General features: G+C 71.8%; 16 protein-coding genes, 1 tRNA gene and 1 other RNA gene. 10 read left to right on the top strand and 8 right to left on the bottom strand.

Annotated features, from left to right (window positions below):
* Positions 1 to 91: 91 nt before the first annotated feature.
* Positions 92 to 868: an SGNH/GDSL hydrolase family protein gene (locus AC0VYM_RS28975; protein ID WP_475457477.1), complete on the bottom strand. Its 777-nt coding sequence runs from the start codon at positions 866 to 868 to the stop codon at positions 92 to 94.
* Positions 869 to 1,086: 218 nt separating this feature from the next.
* Between AC0VYM_RS28975 and AC0VYM_RS28970 the strand changes: the two genes are divergently transcribed.
* On the top strand, positions 1,087 to 2,826 hold the full coding sequence (locus tag AC0VYM_RS28970; RefSeq protein ID WP_475457475.1) for a pyruvate dehydrogenase: 1,740 nt from the start codon (positions 1,087 to 1,089) through the stop codon (positions 2,824 to 2,826).
* 46 nt (positions 2,827 to 2,872) lie between these two features.
* Here the strand turns inward: AC0VYM_RS28970 and AC0VYM_RS28965 are convergent, their stop codons facing one another.
* Both AC0VYM_RS28965 and AC0VYM_RS28960 read right to left on the bottom strand, forming a co-directional pair.
* Positions 2,873 to 3,142, bottom strand: coding sequence for a helix-turn-helix domain-containing protein (locus AC0VYM_RS28965; RefSeq protein WP_475463292.1), 270 nt, complete (start codon positions 3,140 to 3,142; stop codon positions 2,873 to 2,875).
* A gap of 116 nt (positions 3,143 to 3,258) precedes the next feature.
* Positions 3,259 to 3,346, bottom strand: a tRNA-Ser gene (locus tag AC0VYM_RS28960).
* Positions 3,347 to 3,453: 107 nt separating this feature from the next.
* Here AC0VYM_RS28960 and ffs point away from each other — a divergent pair.
* Both ffs and AC0VYM_RS28950 read left to right on the top strand, forming a co-directional pair.
* Positions 3,454 to 3,549: signal recognition particle sRNA small type (gene ffs / locus AC0VYM_RS28955), an RNA gene on the top strand.
* A gap of 121 nt (positions 3,550 to 3,670) precedes the next feature.
* Positions 3,671 to 5,845, top strand: coding sequence for a DNA polymerase III subunit gamma and tau (locus tag AC0VYM_RS28950; protein WP_475457473.1), 2,175 nt, complete (start codon positions 3,671 to 3,673; stop codon positions 5,843 to 5,845).
* Between the two features lie 22 nt (positions 5,846 to 5,867).
* Here AC0VYM_RS28950 and AC0VYM_RS28945 read toward each other — a convergent pair whose 3' ends face one another.
* The gene (locus tag AC0VYM_RS28945) at positions 5,868 to 6,479 is read right to left on the bottom strand and encodes a TetR/AcrR family transcriptional regulator (protein WP_475457471.1); all 612 of its coding nucleotides are present in this window, start codon (positions 6,477 to 6,479) and stop codon (positions 5,868 to 5,870) included.
* Between the two features lie 121 nt (positions 6,480 to 6,600).
* Here AC0VYM_RS28945 and AC0VYM_RS28940 point away from each other — a divergent pair, with 121 nt between their 5' ends.
* Positions 6,601 to 6,798 carry a DUF6243 family protein gene (locus AC0VYM_RS28940; protein WP_475457469.1) on the top strand — a complete coding sequence of 66 codons (198 nt, stop codon included), beginning with the start codon at positions 6,601 to 6,603 and terminating at the stop codon, positions 6,796 to 6,798.
* A 46-nt stretch (positions 6,799 to 6,844) separates the two neighbouring features.
* Here AC0VYM_RS28940 and AC0VYM_RS28935 read toward each other — a convergent pair whose 3' ends face one another.
* Together AC0VYM_RS28935 and AC0VYM_RS28930 are read right to left on the bottom strand one after the other, a co-directional pair.
* Positions 6,845 to 8,008: a methyltransferase domain-containing protein gene (locus AC0VYM_RS28935; protein WP_475463291.1), complete on the bottom strand. Its 1,164-nt coding sequence runs from the start codon at positions 8,006 to 8,008 to the stop codon at positions 6,845 to 6,847.
* A gap of 135 nt (positions 8,009 to 8,143) precedes the next feature.
* Positions 8,144 to 9,280 carry an alkene reductase gene (locus tag AC0VYM_RS28930; RefSeq protein WP_475457467.1) on the bottom strand — a complete coding sequence of 379 codons (1,137 nt, stop codon included), beginning with the start codon at positions 9,278 to 9,280 and terminating at the stop codon, positions 8,144 to 8,146.
* Between the two features lie 79 nt (positions 9,281 to 9,359).
* Between AC0VYM_RS28930 and AC0VYM_RS28925 the strand changes: the two genes are divergently transcribed.
* From AC0VYM_RS28925 to AC0VYM_RS28905, 5 genes are all read left to right on the top strand, one after another.
* Positions 9,360 to 9,815 carry a MerR family transcriptional regulator gene (locus AC0VYM_RS28925; protein ID WP_475457465.1) on the top strand — a complete coding sequence of 152 codons (456 nt, stop codon included), beginning with the start codon at positions 9,360 to 9,362 and terminating at the stop codon, positions 9,813 to 9,815.
* A gap of 59 nt (positions 9,816 to 9,874) precedes the next feature.
* Positions 9,875 to 10,222, top strand: coding sequence for a YbaB/EbfC family nucleoid-associated protein (locus AC0VYM_RS28920; RefSeq protein WP_378736166.1), 348 nt, complete (start codon positions 9,875 to 9,877; stop codon positions 10,220 to 10,222).
* 243 nt (positions 10,223 to 10,465) lie between these two features.
* Positions 10,466 to 11,065, top strand: a complete 600-nt coding sequence (gene recR / locus AC0VYM_RS28915; protein WP_475457463.1) for a recombination mediator RecR — start codon at positions 10,466 to 10,468, stop codon at positions 11,063 to 11,065.
* Between the two features lie 180 nt (positions 11,066 to 11,245).
* Entirely contained in the window at positions 11,246 to 12,517 is a 1,272-nt protein-coding gene (locus tag AC0VYM_RS28910) for an aspartate kinase (protein ID WP_475457460.1), read from the top strand.
* Positions 12,514 to 13,575, top strand: a complete 1,062-nt coding sequence (locus AC0VYM_RS28905) for an aspartate-semialdehyde dehydrogenase (protein WP_475457458.1) — start codon at positions 12,514 to 12,516, stop codon at positions 13,573 to 13,575. The genes AC0VYM_RS28910 and AC0VYM_RS28905 overlap by 4 nt, the downstream gene beginning before the upstream one ends.
* A gap of 61 nt (positions 13,576 to 13,636) precedes the next feature.
* On the opposite strand, the gene AC0VYM_RS28900 is transcribed toward AC0VYM_RS28905, so the two are convergent.
* Positions 13,637 to 14,362: a GntR family transcriptional regulator gene (locus tag AC0VYM_RS28900; RefSeq protein WP_475457456.1), complete on the bottom strand. Its 726-nt coding sequence runs from the start codon at positions 14,360 to 14,362 to the stop codon at positions 13,637 to 13,639.
* Positions 14,363 to 14,715: 353 nt separating this feature from the next.
* On the opposite strand from AC0VYM_RS28900, the gene AC0VYM_RS28895 reads away from it, so the two are divergent.
* Positions 14,716 to 15,096, top strand: coding sequence for a PLD nuclease N-terminal domain-containing protein (locus tag AC0VYM_RS28895; protein WP_475457454.1), 381 nt, complete (start codon positions 14,716 to 14,718; stop codon positions 15,094 to 15,096).
* Positions 15,097 to 15,186: 90 nt separating this feature from the next.
* On the opposite strand, the gene AC0VYM_RS28890 is transcribed toward AC0VYM_RS28895, so the two are convergent.
* Positions 15,187 to 15,573 (bottom strand): DUF952 domain-containing protein, encoded by a 387-nt coding sequence (locus AC0VYM_RS28890; protein ID WP_475457452.1) that lies wholly within the window; start codon positions 15,571 to 15,573, stop codon positions 15,187 to 15,189.
* Positions 15,574 to 15,595: the final 22 nt, after the last annotated feature.

Genomic DNA, 15,595 nt, shown 5'->3' with positions numbered 1-15,595 from the left:
CTCCGGCCGGTGTCCTGCCGGTCCGACTTCATTATGCAACAAGTTGCACAATAAGTCGTGAGGCGCCCCGGGCCCCCGGACGATCGGGGGCTCAGACCACCACGGGCAGGGGGACCGGGCGCTTGGCGGTGCGGCCGTCCCCGGAGGAGTGCCCCCGCAGGCGGCGCACGGCCCAGGGGCCGAGGAACGACCCCAGCCACCGCACCTCCGACGCGGCCGACCGGAACACCCCGGGAGCCGACCGCTCCGGCAACGGGTCGGCCCAGGTCTCGTCGCTCCCCGGGATGCCGAGCGCGTGCGCCACCGCCCCGGCGATCCTCCGGTGCCCCTCGGGGGAGCAGTGCAGCCGGTCCGCGCCCCACAGGCGGCGGTCCGCGGCCACCTCGTGGGCGGCGGTGTCGGCCACCGCGACCCCGTGCCGCCCGGCCGCCGCCCGGACCCGCTCGTTGAAGTCGAGCACGCGCGGCACCAGGGGCCGGGCCAGCGGGGCGATACGCGCGATGTCGGGGAAGGTCATCGTGGCCACCCGCGCGCCGACCCCGGTGAGCTCCGCGAACATCGTCTCCAGGTGGTCCACCACCGCGTCCGCGTCGTACCCCGGCCGGATGAGGTCGTTGACCCCGGCGAAGACCGTCGCCACGTCCGGGCGCAGCTCCAGGGCGTCCTTGAGCTGCTCCTCGTGCACCTGCCGGGCCAGACGGCCGCGCACCGCGAGGTTGGCGTAGTCCACCCGCGCGCCGGTCGCGGCCAGGTGCTCGGCGAAGCGGTCCGCCCACCCCCGGTACCCGGACTCCTCGTCGCCGTCCCCGATCCCCTCGGTCTGGCTGTCCCCGAGTGCGACGTACCGCAGATTCCCGTCCAACCTCATGTCCCACACCTTTCCTGGGTGTCAGCGAACAATAATCAAGAAAACGACTATTCATCTTGTTCACCACCCAGGTTCGGATCAACCCCTCGAACCGGTCCGGATTCGGCATGGCCGCGACCACGAGCGTGGCGGTCCGGCACTTCCGGCCGGGGCGCTCCTAGCGTGGGCCGGGGGCGACACGTCCGGCCCCCGGCCACACCGTGTCCCGGGAGGGTCCCTTGAGCAGGAACACCGTCGCTGAACAGCTGGTCCGCACCCTGGTCGCGGTGGGGGTGACCCGCATCTACGGTGTCGTGGGGGACAGCCTCAACCCGGTGGTGGACGCCGTCCACAGCACCGACGGCATCGAGTGGGTGCACGTCCGCAACGAGGAGACCGCGGCCTTCGCGGCGGCCGCCCAGGCCCAGATCGACGGGAAGCTGGCCGTCTGCGCGGGGTCCTGCGGCCCCGGCAACACCCACCTCGTGCAGGGCCTCTACGACGCCCAGCGCAGCGGAGTCCCCGTGCTCGCGCTGGCCTCGCACATCCCCTCGCGCCAGATCGGCACGGGCTTCTTCCAGGAGACCCACCCCGAGCGGCTCTTCGGCGACGTCACCGAGTTCCGCGAACTGGTCTCCCACCCCGACCAGATGCCCCGCCTGGCCCGGATCGCCGTCCAGCACGCCCTGGGCACCCCCGGCGTGGCCGTCCTCGTCCTGCCCGGCGACATCGCGGGACGCAGGGCGACGGGACCCGCTGACACGAGCCCCGTCACCGCCGGGCGGGCCACCGCCTGGCCGAGCGAGGACGACGTCCGCGAGCTGGCCCGGCGGATCAACGAGGCGGACACGGTCGCCCTGTTCTGCGGCGCCGGGGTACGCGACGCCCACGAGGAGGTCATGGCCCTCGCCCAGCGGGTCAAGGCACCGGTCGGCCACACCCTGCGCGGCAAGGAGTGGATCCAGTACGACAACCCGTACGACGTCGGCATGATCGGCCTCCTCGGCTACGGGGCCTGCTACGACGCCCTCCAGGAAGCCGACCTCACGGTGTTGCTCGGCTGTGACTTCCCCTACGACGACTTCCTGCCCAAGGACAACGTGGTCCAGGTGGACCACGACCCGCGCAGGCTCGGCCGCCGCGTCCCGCTCCGGCTCGGCGTGCAGGGGGACGTCGCCGCGACCCTGCGCGCGCTGCGCCCCTCGGTCCGGCCGAAGGAGGACGACACCTTCCTCCGGGACGTCCTCCGCCGCCACGAGCGCGCCCTGACCAAGGTCGTGGACGCCTACACGAAGAACATCGAGCGCCACACCCCGATCCACCCCGAGTACGTGGCGAGCGTCCTCGACGCCCTGGCGCCGGACGACACCGTCTTCACCGTCGACACCGGTATGAACAACGTGTGGGCCGCCCGGTACCTCACCCCGAACGGCCGCCGCCGGGTGATCGGCTCCTTCACCCACGGCACCATGGCCAACGCCCTGCCGCACGCCGTCGGCGCCGCCTACGCCGCCCCGGACCGCAAGGTGGTGTCGCTGTCCGGTGACGGAGGCCTGAGCATGCTCCTCGGTGAGCTCATCACCGTCCACCAGCACGACCTGCCGATCACGACGGTCGTGTTCAACAACTCCTCGCTCGGCATGGTGCGGCTGGAGATGATGGTGGACGGGATGCCCGCCTTCGAGACCGACCACGCGCCGGTCGACTACGCGAAGATCGCGGAGGCCATCGGCATGCGGGCGATCCGGGTCGAGGACCCCCGGGACGTGCACGACGCCCTGCGCGACGCCCTGGCCGCCCGTACCCCCGTGCTGGTGGACGTGGTCACCGACCCCAACGCGCTGTCGATGCCCTCCCGGATCACCGCCGACCAGGTCACCGGCTTCGCCCTCTCGGCGGGCCGCACGGTCCTGCGCGGCGGGGTGGGGTCGATGATCGACCTCGCCCGCTCCAACCTGCGCAACATCCCCCGGCCCTAGGACCCGTCGCCCCGTTGACGAATCGCCGTGTCGACATGTCGTCGAGTCAACGGTCCCGGCTCTGGAAGGCCCTCCGGTAGGCCTGCGGGCTCGTGCCCACCACCGCGCGGAACCGCTCACGGAACGCGGTGGGGGAGCCGAACCCCGCCTGGGCGGCGATCCGGTCCACCGGGTGACGGGTGGACTCCAGCAGGTACTGGGCCCGGCGCACCCGGGCCCGGTGCAGCCACCGCAGCGGCGTGGTCCCGGTCTGCTCACGGAACCTGCGGCTCAGGGTCCGGGTGCTCACCCCGGCGTGCGCGGCGACGTCCGCCAGGGTGAGGTCCCGCCCGGAGTTCCGCGGCGGCCGTGTGCGTCGGCGCGTGGGCTGAGCCGGGCACGCGGAAACGACGAAGGCCCCGACCGGTCTCCCGGTCGGGGCCTTCGCTCCTGTGGCGGAGGATAGGGGATTCGAACCCCTGAGAGGTTGCCCTCAACACGCTTTCCAAGCGTGCGCCCTAGGCCACTAGGCGAATCCTCCGTGGACAACTCTACAGGCTTCGCGACAGTGCTTCGAACGGCTTCCGGGCCGCCCGGGGGAGGGGCCCGGCGCGGGTTGCGGGGGTCTCCGGTTCGGATACACTCGGGGCAGACCCCTCGTGCGGCGTCACCCTACGAACCTCCCCAGGGCCGGAAGGCAGCAAGGATAAGTGGGCTCTGGCGGGTGCGCGGGGGGTCCTTTCTTGTTTCCGGGGGTACCTCGCCCCAGCGCCGCCCCCTTCCCGGTTTCCCCGACCAGGTGCGAGTTGTCTCCGCCAGCGGGTTGAATGGGACCGAGGCAGGGACACAGGGGAGTGATCACACCGTGAGCATCGCGCTGTACCGCAAGTACCGTCCCGCGACGTTCGGTGAGGTGCGCGGTCAGGAACACGTGACCGACCCGCTGCGCCAGGCGTTGCGCAGCGGACGCATCAACCACGCCTATCTCTTCAGCGGTCCGCGCGGCTGCGGCAAGACCACCAGCGCGCGCATCCTGGCCCGCTCCCTCAACTGTGAGCAGGGCCCGACCCCCGACCCGTGCGGCACCTGCGACTCCTGCGTGGCGCTCGCCCCCGACGGCGGCGGCAGCATCGACGTGATCGAGATCGACGCCGCCTCCCACGGTGGTGTCGACGACGCCCGCGACCTGCGGGAGCGCGCGTTCTTCTCGCCGGTCAACTCGCGGTACAAGATCTACATCATCGACGAGGCGCACATGGTGACCCGCGAGGGTTTCAACGCGCTCCTCAAGCTGGTGGAGGAACCCCCGCCGCACCTGAAGTTCGTGTTCGCCACGACCGAACCCGAGAAGGTCATCGGCACGATCCGTTCGCGGACCCACCACTACCCCTTCCGGCTCATCCCGCCGAGCACCCTCCGGGAGCTCATGGAGGACCTCCTCAAGCAGGAGGAGGTCTCCTACGACCCGTCCGCGCTGCCGCTGGTCGTGCGCGCGGGCGCCGGTTCGGCCCGGGACACCCTCTCGGTCCTGGACCAGCTCATCGCCGGTTCGGACGAGGGCGGCATCACCCGTGAGGGCGCCGTCTCCCTGCTCGGCTACACCGACTCCAGCCTGCTCGGTGAGATGGTCGACGCCCTGGGCGCCCGCGACGGGGCCGCCGCGTTCGGCCTGGTGGACCGGGTCGTGGAGGGTGGGCACGACCCGCGGCGCTTCACCACGGACCTGCTGGAGCGCTTCCGCGACCTCGTGGTGCTGGCCGCCGTCCCGGACGCCCTGGACAAGGGGCTGGTGAACGTCTCGCCGGAGTCCGTGGAGCAGATGAAGGACCAGGCCGCCAGGTTGGGTCCGGCCACGCTGTCCCGGGCCGCCGAGATCCTCAACCAGGGGCTGACCGAGATGCGCGGCGCGACCGCGCCCCGGCTGCTGCTGGAGCTCATGTGCTCGCGCATCCTGCTGCCCGCCACCGACGGCGACCAGGGCACGGCGCTGCTGGCCCGCGTGGAGCAGATGGAGCGGCGACTGGCCTCCGGTGCGGCGGCCCCGGCCCCGGCCACGGCCGCGCCGGTGACACCCGCACCCGCGCCGGTCGCCCCCGCTCCGGCCCCGCAGGCGGCTCCGGCCCCCGCGCCGCAGGCCGCGCCGGTACCCGCTCCCGAGGCTCCCGCGCGCCCCAGCTCTCCTGAACCCGCGCCGAGCCCGGCGCCGAAGGCCGCCCCGAAGCCCCCCCAGGCCGCGACCGGTGAGCCCGAGGGGTGGGACGCCCCGCCGCGCAGCGCCCCCGCACCGGCCCCGCAGCGTCAGGCCCCCGCCGGTGGCGGCGGACTCGACCTGGGCCGGGTCCAGGGCGCCTGGCCCCAGATCCTGGAGGCGGTCAAGGGCCGCCGCCGGTTCACCTGGATGGTGCTGACCGGCGGCGACGTCCAGCCGGTCGGGGTCGAGGGCAACAGCGTGCTGCTGCGCTTCAACAAGCCCAACGAGGCCAAGGGGTTCAGTAACAGCGGCAGTGACCAGGTGGTGGCCGGCGCCATCCAGCAGGTCCTCGGGATCGAGGTCCGGGTGGCCCCCGCCACCGGCGGGGCACAGGCCGCGCCCCAGCGCCGAGCCGAGCCCGCACCGGCACCGGCGCCCACGCCGCAGGCCGCCGGTGAGCCCGAGGGGTGGGACGCCCCGGCCTCCCGGCCCGAACCGGCACGGCCCGCCGAACCGGCCCCCGCACCGGAGGCCCCGCGCCCCGAGCGTTCGGCCGGACCACCGCCAGACCGGATCGTCACCGGCCTCCAGGAGCCGCCGCCCGACCCCTACGAGGACGGCGCCTCGGCTCCGCCGCCGGACGACGGCGGTTTCGGCCGCCCCGCCCAGCGTGCTCCGGAGCGGGCGCCCGAGCCGAGCCGTCCGGCCCCGGGCGGCCCCGCCCCGAAGCCCCAGGGGGGCACGGGCGGTACGGCGGCTTCGGCTTCCCCGGGCAGTGGTGCCGGGCTCATCGAGACGGAGCTCGGCGGCAAGCTGCTGGAGGAGATCGAGCACAACGGCGAGGGTTAGCTCGGGACGGTTCCGGGTCCGGTCAGGGGCGCAGTCCGCGCAGGACGGTGTCCACGAGCCGGTCCACGTACTCGTGGGTGATCGGCGCGGTGCGCAGCAGCCACCGGTGGTTGACCGGGCCGTTGAGCAACTCCACGACGAGGTCGAGGTCGACGTCCCGCGCGAGCTGACCGGCGGCCTGCCCGGAGCGCAGCCGGTCCTTGACCGCCTCGCTGTTGGGTCGGACGAGCTGCTCGGTGACGGCCCGGGCGAACTCCTCGTCGTGCTGGACCTCGGCGGTGAAGGCCCGGGTGGTCCGGTCCATCGCGGGGTCGTTGAACTCGTCGACGGTGGCGCGGAGTACCGTCCTGAGGTCGGCGGCGAGGTCGCCGGTGTCGGGCAGCGGTTGACCGGCCTCGGCTCCGGTCAGGCGGGTGAAGACCTCGAAGACGACGGCGGCCTTGGACGGCCACCAGCGGTAGATGGTCTGCTTGCCCACCCGGGCGCGGGCGGCGATGGCCTCCATGGTGAGTCTGGAGTAGCCGACCTCACCCAGCAGTTCCTCGGCGGCGTCGACGATGGCGTTCTGCGCGCGTTGGCTCCGACGGCGGGGGTCCGGGGCCCGTCGGCTTTGTTCATCGGTGTTGTCGGCCATGTCTCCACGGTAACCGCTCCAAAATGACGAGACGTATCGTCTCGGCAGGGGTAGCATCAGGTGTGACGGCTAAGACGAGACGATATGTCTCGCCTGCCTGATGACGAGAGGAGTCAACGGCATGGCCAAGAACAGTGACAACCTCCTCGGGATGGGTGGTCAGCGCACCACCGTCTCCCGTTCCACGCTCCGTGGCGGCCAGGGCGGAACCAAGGGCGGGCCCAGCGACACCGCGCGTGAGCAGAAGCAGGAACTCCTGCGCAGGCTTCGTGAGAAGCACGCCACCCCGGAGCCCGGGGACACCGAAGGCCGGTCGTGACCCTCGGCGTCGGCCCCCGCCCGAGAACGGTGGGGGCCGACCCGGCTCAGGGTGAACCGGCCGCCCAGGACCGCCCGTCCGGTGTGTCCAGCCACACCCGCTGCCCCCCGTCGGCTCCCACCGCCAGGCCGAACCGGTCCGGGCCGGGTTCCCCCAGGTCGGACCAGGTGGTCAGGGCCTCCTCCACCTCGTCCCAGATGCTCCTGGGGCCGCCCTGCTCGATCATCCACGAGGTGCCGTAGGGGTAGACCCGCACCCACGAGTCCCCCCGCGCGTCGCACAGCCACATGCCTGACCCCGTACCGATCCACCGCCGCCGCATCCGCCAGTCGGGGACCATCACCGAGACCGCGAAGGCCGAGGCGAAGGCGAGCATCGGGGCGACGGGGTCGACCTGGGTGAGCCGGTACTCGTCCGGCTGCTGACCGGCGTCCCTGGCCGGGAGGGGCGTTGCGTCCGGGGTGCGCAGGGGTACGAACCCCACGCCTCCGTGGAACCGGCCCACCGCCCTGACCCCGGCCGTCCCCGCATCCGTCGCGGCCCGTTCGAGGCGCATGAGCACCCCGGCGCTCTCCAGCAGCCCCCAGGGGCACACGACCAGCCCGTCGTCGGTGAGCTGGTCCAGCCAGGCGCCGGGCACGCGGCGCACCCCGCACGCGCTGACGATCCGGTCGAAGGGCGCCCCCTCCGCGTACCCGCCGTACCCGTCGGCCAGGCGCGTGTCGGGGGCGAGGCCCGCGTCGCGGAGCGCGCCCCGGGCGGCGCCGAGCAGCCGTTCGTCGATCTCCACCGAGGTGACCGCGCCGTCCCCGAGCCGGTGGGCGAGCAGCGCCGTGTTCCACCCCGTCCCCGTGCCGACCTCCAGCACCCGCTGCCCGTTCGCGAGCCGGGACAGCTCCAGCATGCGCGCGAGCACCGTGGGCGCGGAGCTGCACGAGGTGGCCGGATCCCGGCCGCCTCCGCGCTGCGCCGGTACCTCCGGACCCTCGACCCGGGTGACGATGGCGTTGTCCGCGTAGACGGCGGCCAACCAGCGGTCCGGGTTGCCGGAGGCGTTGAGCGCGCTGCCGTTCGCGGCGAGCGCTCCGTGCTCCGGGATGAACAGGTGGCGGGGCACGGAGCGGAAGGCGTCGACGAGTGCGGCGTCGGTCAGCGTGCCGTCCGCGATTATCGCCTCGATCAGAGCCGAGTTGCGCTCTCTGGCGGTCAACACGTCCTCAGTCCCCTGGTGGTCCGGCTGTCCTCGGTCGGGGTACGGCCGCCGGAGCGGCCGACCAGCCCCGTCGAACATCCTTTCAACCCAGGGTCACACTTGCGCTACTCTTCGCTCTCTTGCCTGGTGAAATCAGGTCAACGGTGCGACCAAGCGCGCGTTGTCCCGACGTGTCCCCGCCTGTTCGTACGCGGGGTAGTCCACGTAGCCCCGGGCGCCGGACGTGTAGTGGAAGTCCTTCTCCCTGATCACCGACCACGGGACCCCGGCCGCGAGCCGCTCCACCACGTCGGGGTTGGCGATGTAGGGGCGGCCCACCGACACGAGGTCGGCGCGCCCTCCGGCCACGAGCGCGGCGGCGCTCTCCGGGGTGGTGGCCTCGTGCTCGCCGGTGTTGCCCACCAGCGTGCCGGGCCAGTCCCGCCGCGCCTCGGCCAGTGCGGGGTGCACGGGGTCGGCCGTGACGTGCAGGTAGGCGAGGCCGAGCGGGGCCACCTGGCGCAGCAGCTCCCGGTAGACCGGGGCGGGATCGCGCTCGACCATCTCGAACTGGCTGTTGCCGGGGGAGAGCCGCAGCCCCACCCGGTCCGCGCCGACGGCGTCCGCGACCGCCTCGGTGACCTCCACGGGGAACCGGATCCGCCCGGCGGTCCCGCCGCCGTACGCGTCCGTGCGCCGGTTGGTGTTGTCCGCGAGGAACTGGTGCGGCAGGTACCCGTTGGCCCCGTGGATCTCGACCCCGTCGAACCCGGCCCGCACCGCCGCGCGCGCGGCCTCCGCGTACGCGGCCACGGTCCCGGTGATCTCCCGGAGGGTCAGCGCGCGCGGGGCGACCGGGGCCACCTTCCCGTCCAGCGTGTGGACGGGGTCCGTTCGCGGGACGACCGAGGGGGCCCCGGGGGTCCCGCCGTCGGGGCGGTTGGCCGGGTGGCCGCCCCGTCCGGCGTGCATGATCTGGGCGAAGATCCGCCCGCCCGCGGCGTGCACGGCGCCGGTGACCCGCCGCCAACCCTCGACCTGCGCCTCCGAGTACAGGCCCGGTTCGGTGAGGAACTGCTGCCCGTCGACGCTGGGCGAGATCCCCTCGGAGACGATCAGGCCCGCGCTGGCGCGCTGGGCGTAGTAGGTGGCCATGAGCTCGCCGGGCACACCGTCCTGGTCGGCGCGCAGGCGGGTCATCGGGGCCATGACCACCCGGTTGGGCAGGTGCAGCGACCCGAGTTCGTAGGTGTCGAGGAGCGGGTTGCCGTGGGTCTTCGCGGTGTTCATGTGAGGAGCGTAGAATCTGACACCCGTGTGAGGTTCAAGCGTTCGTGGCCAGGGTCACAGGAGAAGACGGGAGGCGCCCGTGCGCATCGGAGAGCTGTCCGCGCGGAGCGGGGTGAGCCCCCGTTCGCTGCGCTACTACGAGGAGCGGGGTCTGCTCGCCTCCACACGCACCGTGGGCGGGCACCGCGAGTACGGCGAGGAGGCCGTGGAGCGGGTGGACCGCGTCCGGTGCCTGCTCGGGGCCGGACTCTCCACCGAGGTCATCCGTGATCTGCTGCCCTGCGTGTACGCGCGGGAACGCGGCGAACCCGCCCCGGACCTGCTCGACTGGCTCAGGCTCGAACGCGACCGGGTCACCGGGGCGATCCGGGGGCTGGAACGCACCCGCGAGGCCCTGGACCAGGTGATCGAGAACGCCCGCGTCTCCCCGCCCGACGTCCGGGCGAACGGCCCCCGGGCCGCCGCGCGTGACCGGGACGCCGGTGCGCGCGGCCGGGGCGCCCCGGTCGGACCGGTTACCCTCACAGGCAAGTGACACGAAGCTATGAACAGCACCACGTGTGTGGCGAGGAGACGGCCGTGAACCCTGGCGGAATGGACATGCAGGCCCTGCTCCAGCAGGCCCAGCAGATGCAGCAGCAGCTGGCACAGGCCCAGCAGGCCCTGGAGGAGGCCGAGGTCGTGGGCACCTCCGGCGGCGGCCTGGTCAAGGTCAAGCTGAGCGGGCGCGGTCAGGTCGAGGACATCACCGTCGACCCCAAGGCCGTGGACCCCACCGACGCGGAGGAGACCGCGCAGACCGTGGCGGACCTGGTCCTGGCGGCCATCCGTGACGCGGAGGCCCAGGTCGAGCGCCTCCAGCAGGAGAAGATGGGCCCGCTGGCCGAGGGCCTGGGCGGCGGCGGGATGCCCGGCGGCATGCCCGGCCTCCCCGGCTTCTAGCCGCCCGGGGCACCTTCCCGGTGCCCTCCGGGGACCCCGCGCGGGCTCCCCGGAGCCCCTCACGGTCGCCGCGTCGCCGCTCCGGTACCGCCAGTCGGCACGGGAGCGGCGACGGACCCCGGCGGCTTTTCCACGACGCGGTCGGGAGACGGGCGCGAGAGGTCACCGCCCCCCGATACGGTGGGGGGAGGGGCAGGAGTGGCCCCGCCGGGCCCCTGCCCGGTTCCGACCGAGTGGGTAGGCATGTACGAGGGCGCGGTTCAGAGTCTGATCGACGAGCTGGGGCGACTGCCCGGCGTCGGTCCGAAGAGCGCGCAACGCATCGCCTTCCACCTGCTGTCCGCGGAACACGCGGATGTCAAACGCCTGGTCAACGCACTCGTCGAGGTCAAGGAGCGGGTTCGCTTCTGCTCGATCTGCGGCAACGTCGCAGAGGAGACCGAGTGCCGTATCTGCCGTGACGCCCGCCGCGACGCCGCCGTCATCTGCGTCGTCGAGGAGTCCAAGGACGTCGTCGCCATCGAACGCACCCGCGAGTTCCGCGGGCGCTACCACGTGCTCGGGGGCGCCATCAGCCCCATCGAGGGCGTGGGCCCCGACGACCTCCGGGTCAAGGAGCTCATGACCCGCCTGGCCGACGGTCAGATCACCGAGCTGATCCTGGCGACCGACCCGAACCTGGAAGGGGAGGCCACCGCGACCTACCTGGCGCGGCTGGTCAAACCCATGGGCCTGAAAGTCACCCGGCTCGCCAGCGGGCTCCCCGTCGGCGGCGACCTCGAGTACGCCGACGAGGTCACTCTGGGGCGCGCCTTCGAGGGCCGCCGCAGCCTGGAGTTCTAGCTCACACTTCGCCGTAATCGGCCCGAAATATGAGTAACCTCCGCTCTGGCGGGTAGCCCGAACGCCGGTGTGTCAAGACGCCACGCCCTCCCCTCCGCAGGTCGGAAGGGGTGCCTTGGTCGTCGCTGGCTACACTTCATTGTTAATTGTCTTGATCCCAACTCCTCAGGAGCATCGATCGTGGCCCTAATCGTGCAGAAGTACGGTGGGTCTTCCGTGGCTGACGCGGAAGCCATCAAGCGAGTAGCCCAAAGGATCGTGGCTCAGAAAAAGGCGGGACATGACGTCGTGGTCGTGGTCTCGGCCATGGGCGACACGACCGACGAACTGCTGGACCTGGCCGAACAGGTCTCCCCGATGCCCCCCGCCCGCGAGCTCGACATGCTCGTCACCGCGGGTGAGCGCATGTCGATGGCCCTCGTGGCGATGGCCATCGAGAACCTGGGCTACGAGGCCCGATCCTTCACCGGCTCCCAGGCCGGGGTCATCACCACGTCGTTGCACGGCAACGCCAAGATCATCGACGTGACCCCGGGCCGTATCCAGGAGGCCATCGGTGAGGGCTCGATCTGCATCGTGGCCGGTTTCCAGGGCGTCTCCCAGGACACCAAGGACATCACCTCCCTGGGCCGTGGCGGTTCCGACACCACCGCCGTCGCTCTCGCCGGCGCGCTGAACGCCGACGCCTGCGAGATCTACAGCGACGTGGACGGCGTGTTCACCGCCGACCCGCGCGTCGTTCCCTCCGCGCAGCGCATCCCGCAGATCTCCTACGAGGAGATGCTGGAGATGGCCGCCAGCGGCACGAAGATCCTGCACCTGCGCTGCGTCGAGTACGCGCGCCAGTACAACATTCCCCTGCACGTCCGTTCGTCGTTCAGCCAGAAGCCCGGAACGTGGATCGTTTCGGAAGTCGAGGAAAGCGAAGGCATGGAACAGCCGATCATCTCCGGGGTCTCCCACGACCGGAGCGAAGCCAAGATCACCGTCGTCGGCGTCCCCGACAAGGTCGGTGAGGCCGCGACGATCTTCAAGTCGCTCGCGGACGCCGAGATCAACATCGACATGATCGTGCAGAACGTGTCGGCGGTCTCCACCTCCCGCACGGACATCTCGTTCACCGTCCCCAAGGACTTCGGCAAGGAGGCGGTCGGCGCCCTGAAGAAGGTCCAGGAGCAGGTCGGCTACGACTCCCTGCGCTACGACGACAAGATCGGCAAGGTCTCCCTGATCGGTGCGGGCATGCGCTCGTACCCGGGCGTCACCGCGCGGTTCTTCGACGCGATCGCCTCCTCCGGCACCAACGTCGAGATGATCTCCACCTCGGAGATCCGCATCTCGGTCATCGTCGAGGAGGACCAGGTCGACGCGGCGGTCCAGGCCGCGCACAGCGAGTTCCAGCTCGACGCCGACCAGGTCGAGGCTGTCGTCTACGGAGGTACCGGCCGATGAGCAACCGTCTTCCCACCCTGGCCATCGTCGGTGCCACCGGCGCCGTCGGCACCGTCATGCTCGACATCCTCACCCAGCGTGAGAACGTGTGGGGCGAGATCCGGCTGGTCGCCTCGGCGCGCAGCGCGGGCAAGGTCCTGAGCGTGCGCGGCGAGGACGTCGTGGTGCAGGCGCTGGCCCCCGAGGTCTTCGACGGCGTGGACGTCGCCATGTTCGACGTGCCGGACGAGGTGTCCAAGGAGTGGGCGCCGATCGCCGCGGCCCGCGGCGCGGTGGCCGTCGACAACTCCGGCGCCTTCCGCCTGGACTCCGACGTCCCGCTGGTGGTTCCCGAGGTCAACGCGGACCAGGTGCGCAACCGTCCGCGCGGCATCATCTCGAACCCGAACTGCACCACCCTCTCGATGATCGTGGCGATCGGTGCGCTGCACCGGACCTACGGCGTCAAGGAGCTCGTGGTCTCCTCCTACCAGGCCGCCTCCGGCGCCGGCCAGGAGGGCATCGACGTCCTGCGCGACCAGATGGCCAAGGCCGGCGGGGACCGCACCCTCGGTGACAGCTCGGGCGACATGCGCTCGGCCGTCGACGAGCTCGGCCCCTTCCCGGCGCCGCTGGCCTACAACGTCGTGCCGTGGGCGGGTTCGCTCAAGGACGACGGCTGGTCCTCCGAGGAGCTGAAGGTCCGCAACGAGTCCCGCAAGATCCTGGGGCTGCCGGACCTGAAGGTCTCCGCGACCTGCGTGCGCGTCCCGGTCATCACCACGCACTCGCTGGTGGTCCACGCGACCTTCGACAGTGAGGTCGCCGCCGACGACGCCCGCAAGCTGCTGGCCGGCGCCGAGGGTGTCAAGGTCGTGGACGACCCCGCCAAGGGCGAGTTCCCGACCCCGAACGACGTCGTGGGCACCGACCCGACCTGGGTCGGCCGCATCCGGCAGTCGATCGACGACCCGAAGTCGCTCGACCTCTTCCTGTGCGGGGACAACCTGCGCAAGGGCGCGGCGCTGAACACGGCGCAGATCGCCGAGGTCGTCGCCAAGGAGTTCACCCAGGCCTGAGCCGTCACCGAAGGGCGGTGGCCCGTTCCCCCGCGGAACGGGCCACCGCCCTTCGGCGTGCCTACCGGCGGCCCCGGGGCCGGGCCAGTGACAACTTGTAGAGAAGTCGACACTGCTCGACCGAGCCGATGAGGTCGGAGGTCTCGACCGGGCGGTCGCCGCAGTAGTGGGTGCGTTCGACGACCAGGACCGGCACCCCGGGGGCGGAGTCCAGGAGGGCGGCCTCGGAGTCGCGCAGCGCGCGGACCCCCACCTCCTCCACGACCCGGTCCACGGGGAACCCGGCGGCGCCCAACCGTTCCAGGGTGCCGGTCTCGGTGGCGTCGAAGGGTGTGCGCAGGGTCCCGGCGGTGAGGATGGCCGGTTCCCAGGACCGGTGCAGGGTGACCGGACGGTCGGAGGAGAGCCCCCGCGAGGTGGTGCGGTACACCGGGTCGCCGTCGCGCAGGCGGAGCCGGGTGCTCAGCGGGGCGGTGCACCGCTCCTGCTCGGTGCTGACCCGTTCACGGCTGAGTTGCCCCAGGCCGGAGCCGGAGGTGGCGTCGGTCCGGGAGAGCCGGAAGGTCTCCGGGACGGTCCGCACGAAGTACCCGGAGCCGGGCCTGGCCTCGACCAGCCCCTCGGTGACCAGGAGGCGCAGAGCTGTGCGGGAGATCTGTTCGCTGACCCGGTAGGACCGGGCCAGGCGGGTGCGTGACGGGAGACGGGTGCCCGGGGTGATCTCGCCGTTGAGGATCGGTTCGCGGAGCTGTTCGGCCAGCCACAGATACCGGGGTTGCCTGGACACCGCTCACCCGTCCTCTGCCGCGCCCCTGCTCGGAGGGGTGGCTCTGGCCGGACGCGCGGATCGGTGGTCACGGGTGGCCGTGCGGTCACCGTCGCCGGTGCCGACCGCGGGCCGGAGGGAGGGAGTGGACCTGCCAGTTCGCCGAAGCTCGCCCATGGTTCCAGTAAAGCAGTGGGAAAGCCCGGCGGGGGGCGCTACCGGAAAGTAGTCGTCCGGAAGCCCTGCGGAACCACGGATTCGGAGGTGCGTTGGCAGATGCGAGGAAACGCCCGAAAGCGTCGGAATGCGCGTGACTGATCGCCACCAAATACTACGCTATGTGACCAGGGAGTCACTTCTTGCTTGGGGGAGTCATGATCACGAACCTGTCGGAGCTCGCTGATCGAGTGAGCCTGTCGCAGATGGACAGCGGCGAACGCACCTTCGCCTGGATGAGCGGCATCACCGGTGTCCTCTTCCTCCTCGTGTTCCTCGCCGTCGCCGTGCTGGTGATCACCGCCGTCATCTCGACCCTGGCCAACGGCGACACCACCGGCGGGGGCAAGCTCCTGTGGATCCTCTTCATCCTGTGGATCCCGCTGTTCGGCGCGGTCGCCTGGTTCGTGGTCGGCAAGAAGGGGCACCTCAACCGCTTCCTGGGCATCGACAAGGGCAAGGCCCGGCACACCGTCCCGGGCAGCATCGGGCAGCACAGCAACATCCCACCCGACCAGACCGGCCTCGGCCACGCCTGACCGCACGCGAAGGGGCCCCGGGTGATCCCGGGGCCCCTTCGCGTCGTCCACAGCCTGTGGACAAGTTTCCCTGTCGACTTGTCGACGGGATCAGCCCTGGAAGCAGGGGCCGGGCTCCATCACCGTCTCCAGGGCCGCGTACCGCCCCTCCGGGCTCCGGACCAGACGGCGCAGCCCGGTCACCGCCGAGCGGGGGATCGGCCCGTACACATGGGGGAAGAGCACGTCCGCGCCGACGCCGGGCGGCGGGACGGGCGCGGCCGCCTCCCACCGCACCTCGGCGCCCACCTTCTCCGTGTCCACCACCAGCACGACCAGCGCCTCCTCCGGGGCGGAGTAGAAGGCGTCGGCCACCGCCAGCATGGTGGCCTCGTCGGGCGACGCGTGCAGGAACCCCTCGGCGCCCAGGGAGTCGGCCTCGACGTCACCGTCGGCGCGCCAGCGTGAGAGTTCGGTCAGGTGCAGTACATGAGCCATGCAGCGGACGCTACCGCGTCAC

Source organism: Nocardiopsis sp. iso_237 (assembly GCF_056173345.1).
Note: the sequence above shows the minus strand (reverse complement) of the source record. Positions and strands in the feature narration are given on the sequence as shown.

Coding starts and splice junctions, on each gene's coding strand:
- AC0VYM_RS28945 (WP_475457471.1), bottom strand. CDS start 6,479: ATGGCCGACAACACCGATGAACAAAGCCGACGGGCCCCGGACCCCCGC.
- recR (WP_475457463.1), top strand. CDS start 10,466: ATGTACGAGGGCGCGGTTCAGAGTCTGATCGACGAGCTGGGGCGACTG.
- AC0VYM_RS28895 (WP_475457454.1), top strand. CDS start 14,716: ATGATCACGAACCTGTCGGAGCTCGCTGATCGAGTGAGCCTGTCGCAG.
- AC0VYM_RS28975 (WP_475457477.1), bottom strand. CDS start 868: ATGAGGTTGGACGGGAATCTGCGGTACGTCGCACTCGGGGACAGCCAG.
- AC0VYM_RS28920 (WP_378736166.1), top strand. CDS start 9,875: ATGGACATGCAGGCCCTGCTCCAGCAGGCCCAGCAGATGCAGCAGCAG.
- AC0VYM_RS28930 (WP_475457467.1), bottom strand. CDS start 9,280: ATGAACACCGCGAAGACCCACGGCAACCCGCTCCTCGACACCTACGAA.
- AC0VYM_RS28905 (WP_475457458.1), top strand. CDS start 12,514: ATGAGCAACCGTCTTCCCACCCTGGCCATCGTCGGTGCCACCGGCGCC.
- AC0VYM_RS28940 (WP_475457469.1), top strand. CDS start 6,601: ATGGCCAAGAACAGTGACAACCTCCTCGGGATGGGTGGTCAGCGCACC.
- AC0VYM_RS28890 (WP_475457452.1), bottom strand. CDS start 15,573: ATGGCTCATGTACTGCACCTGACCGAACTCTCACGCTGGCGCGCCGAC.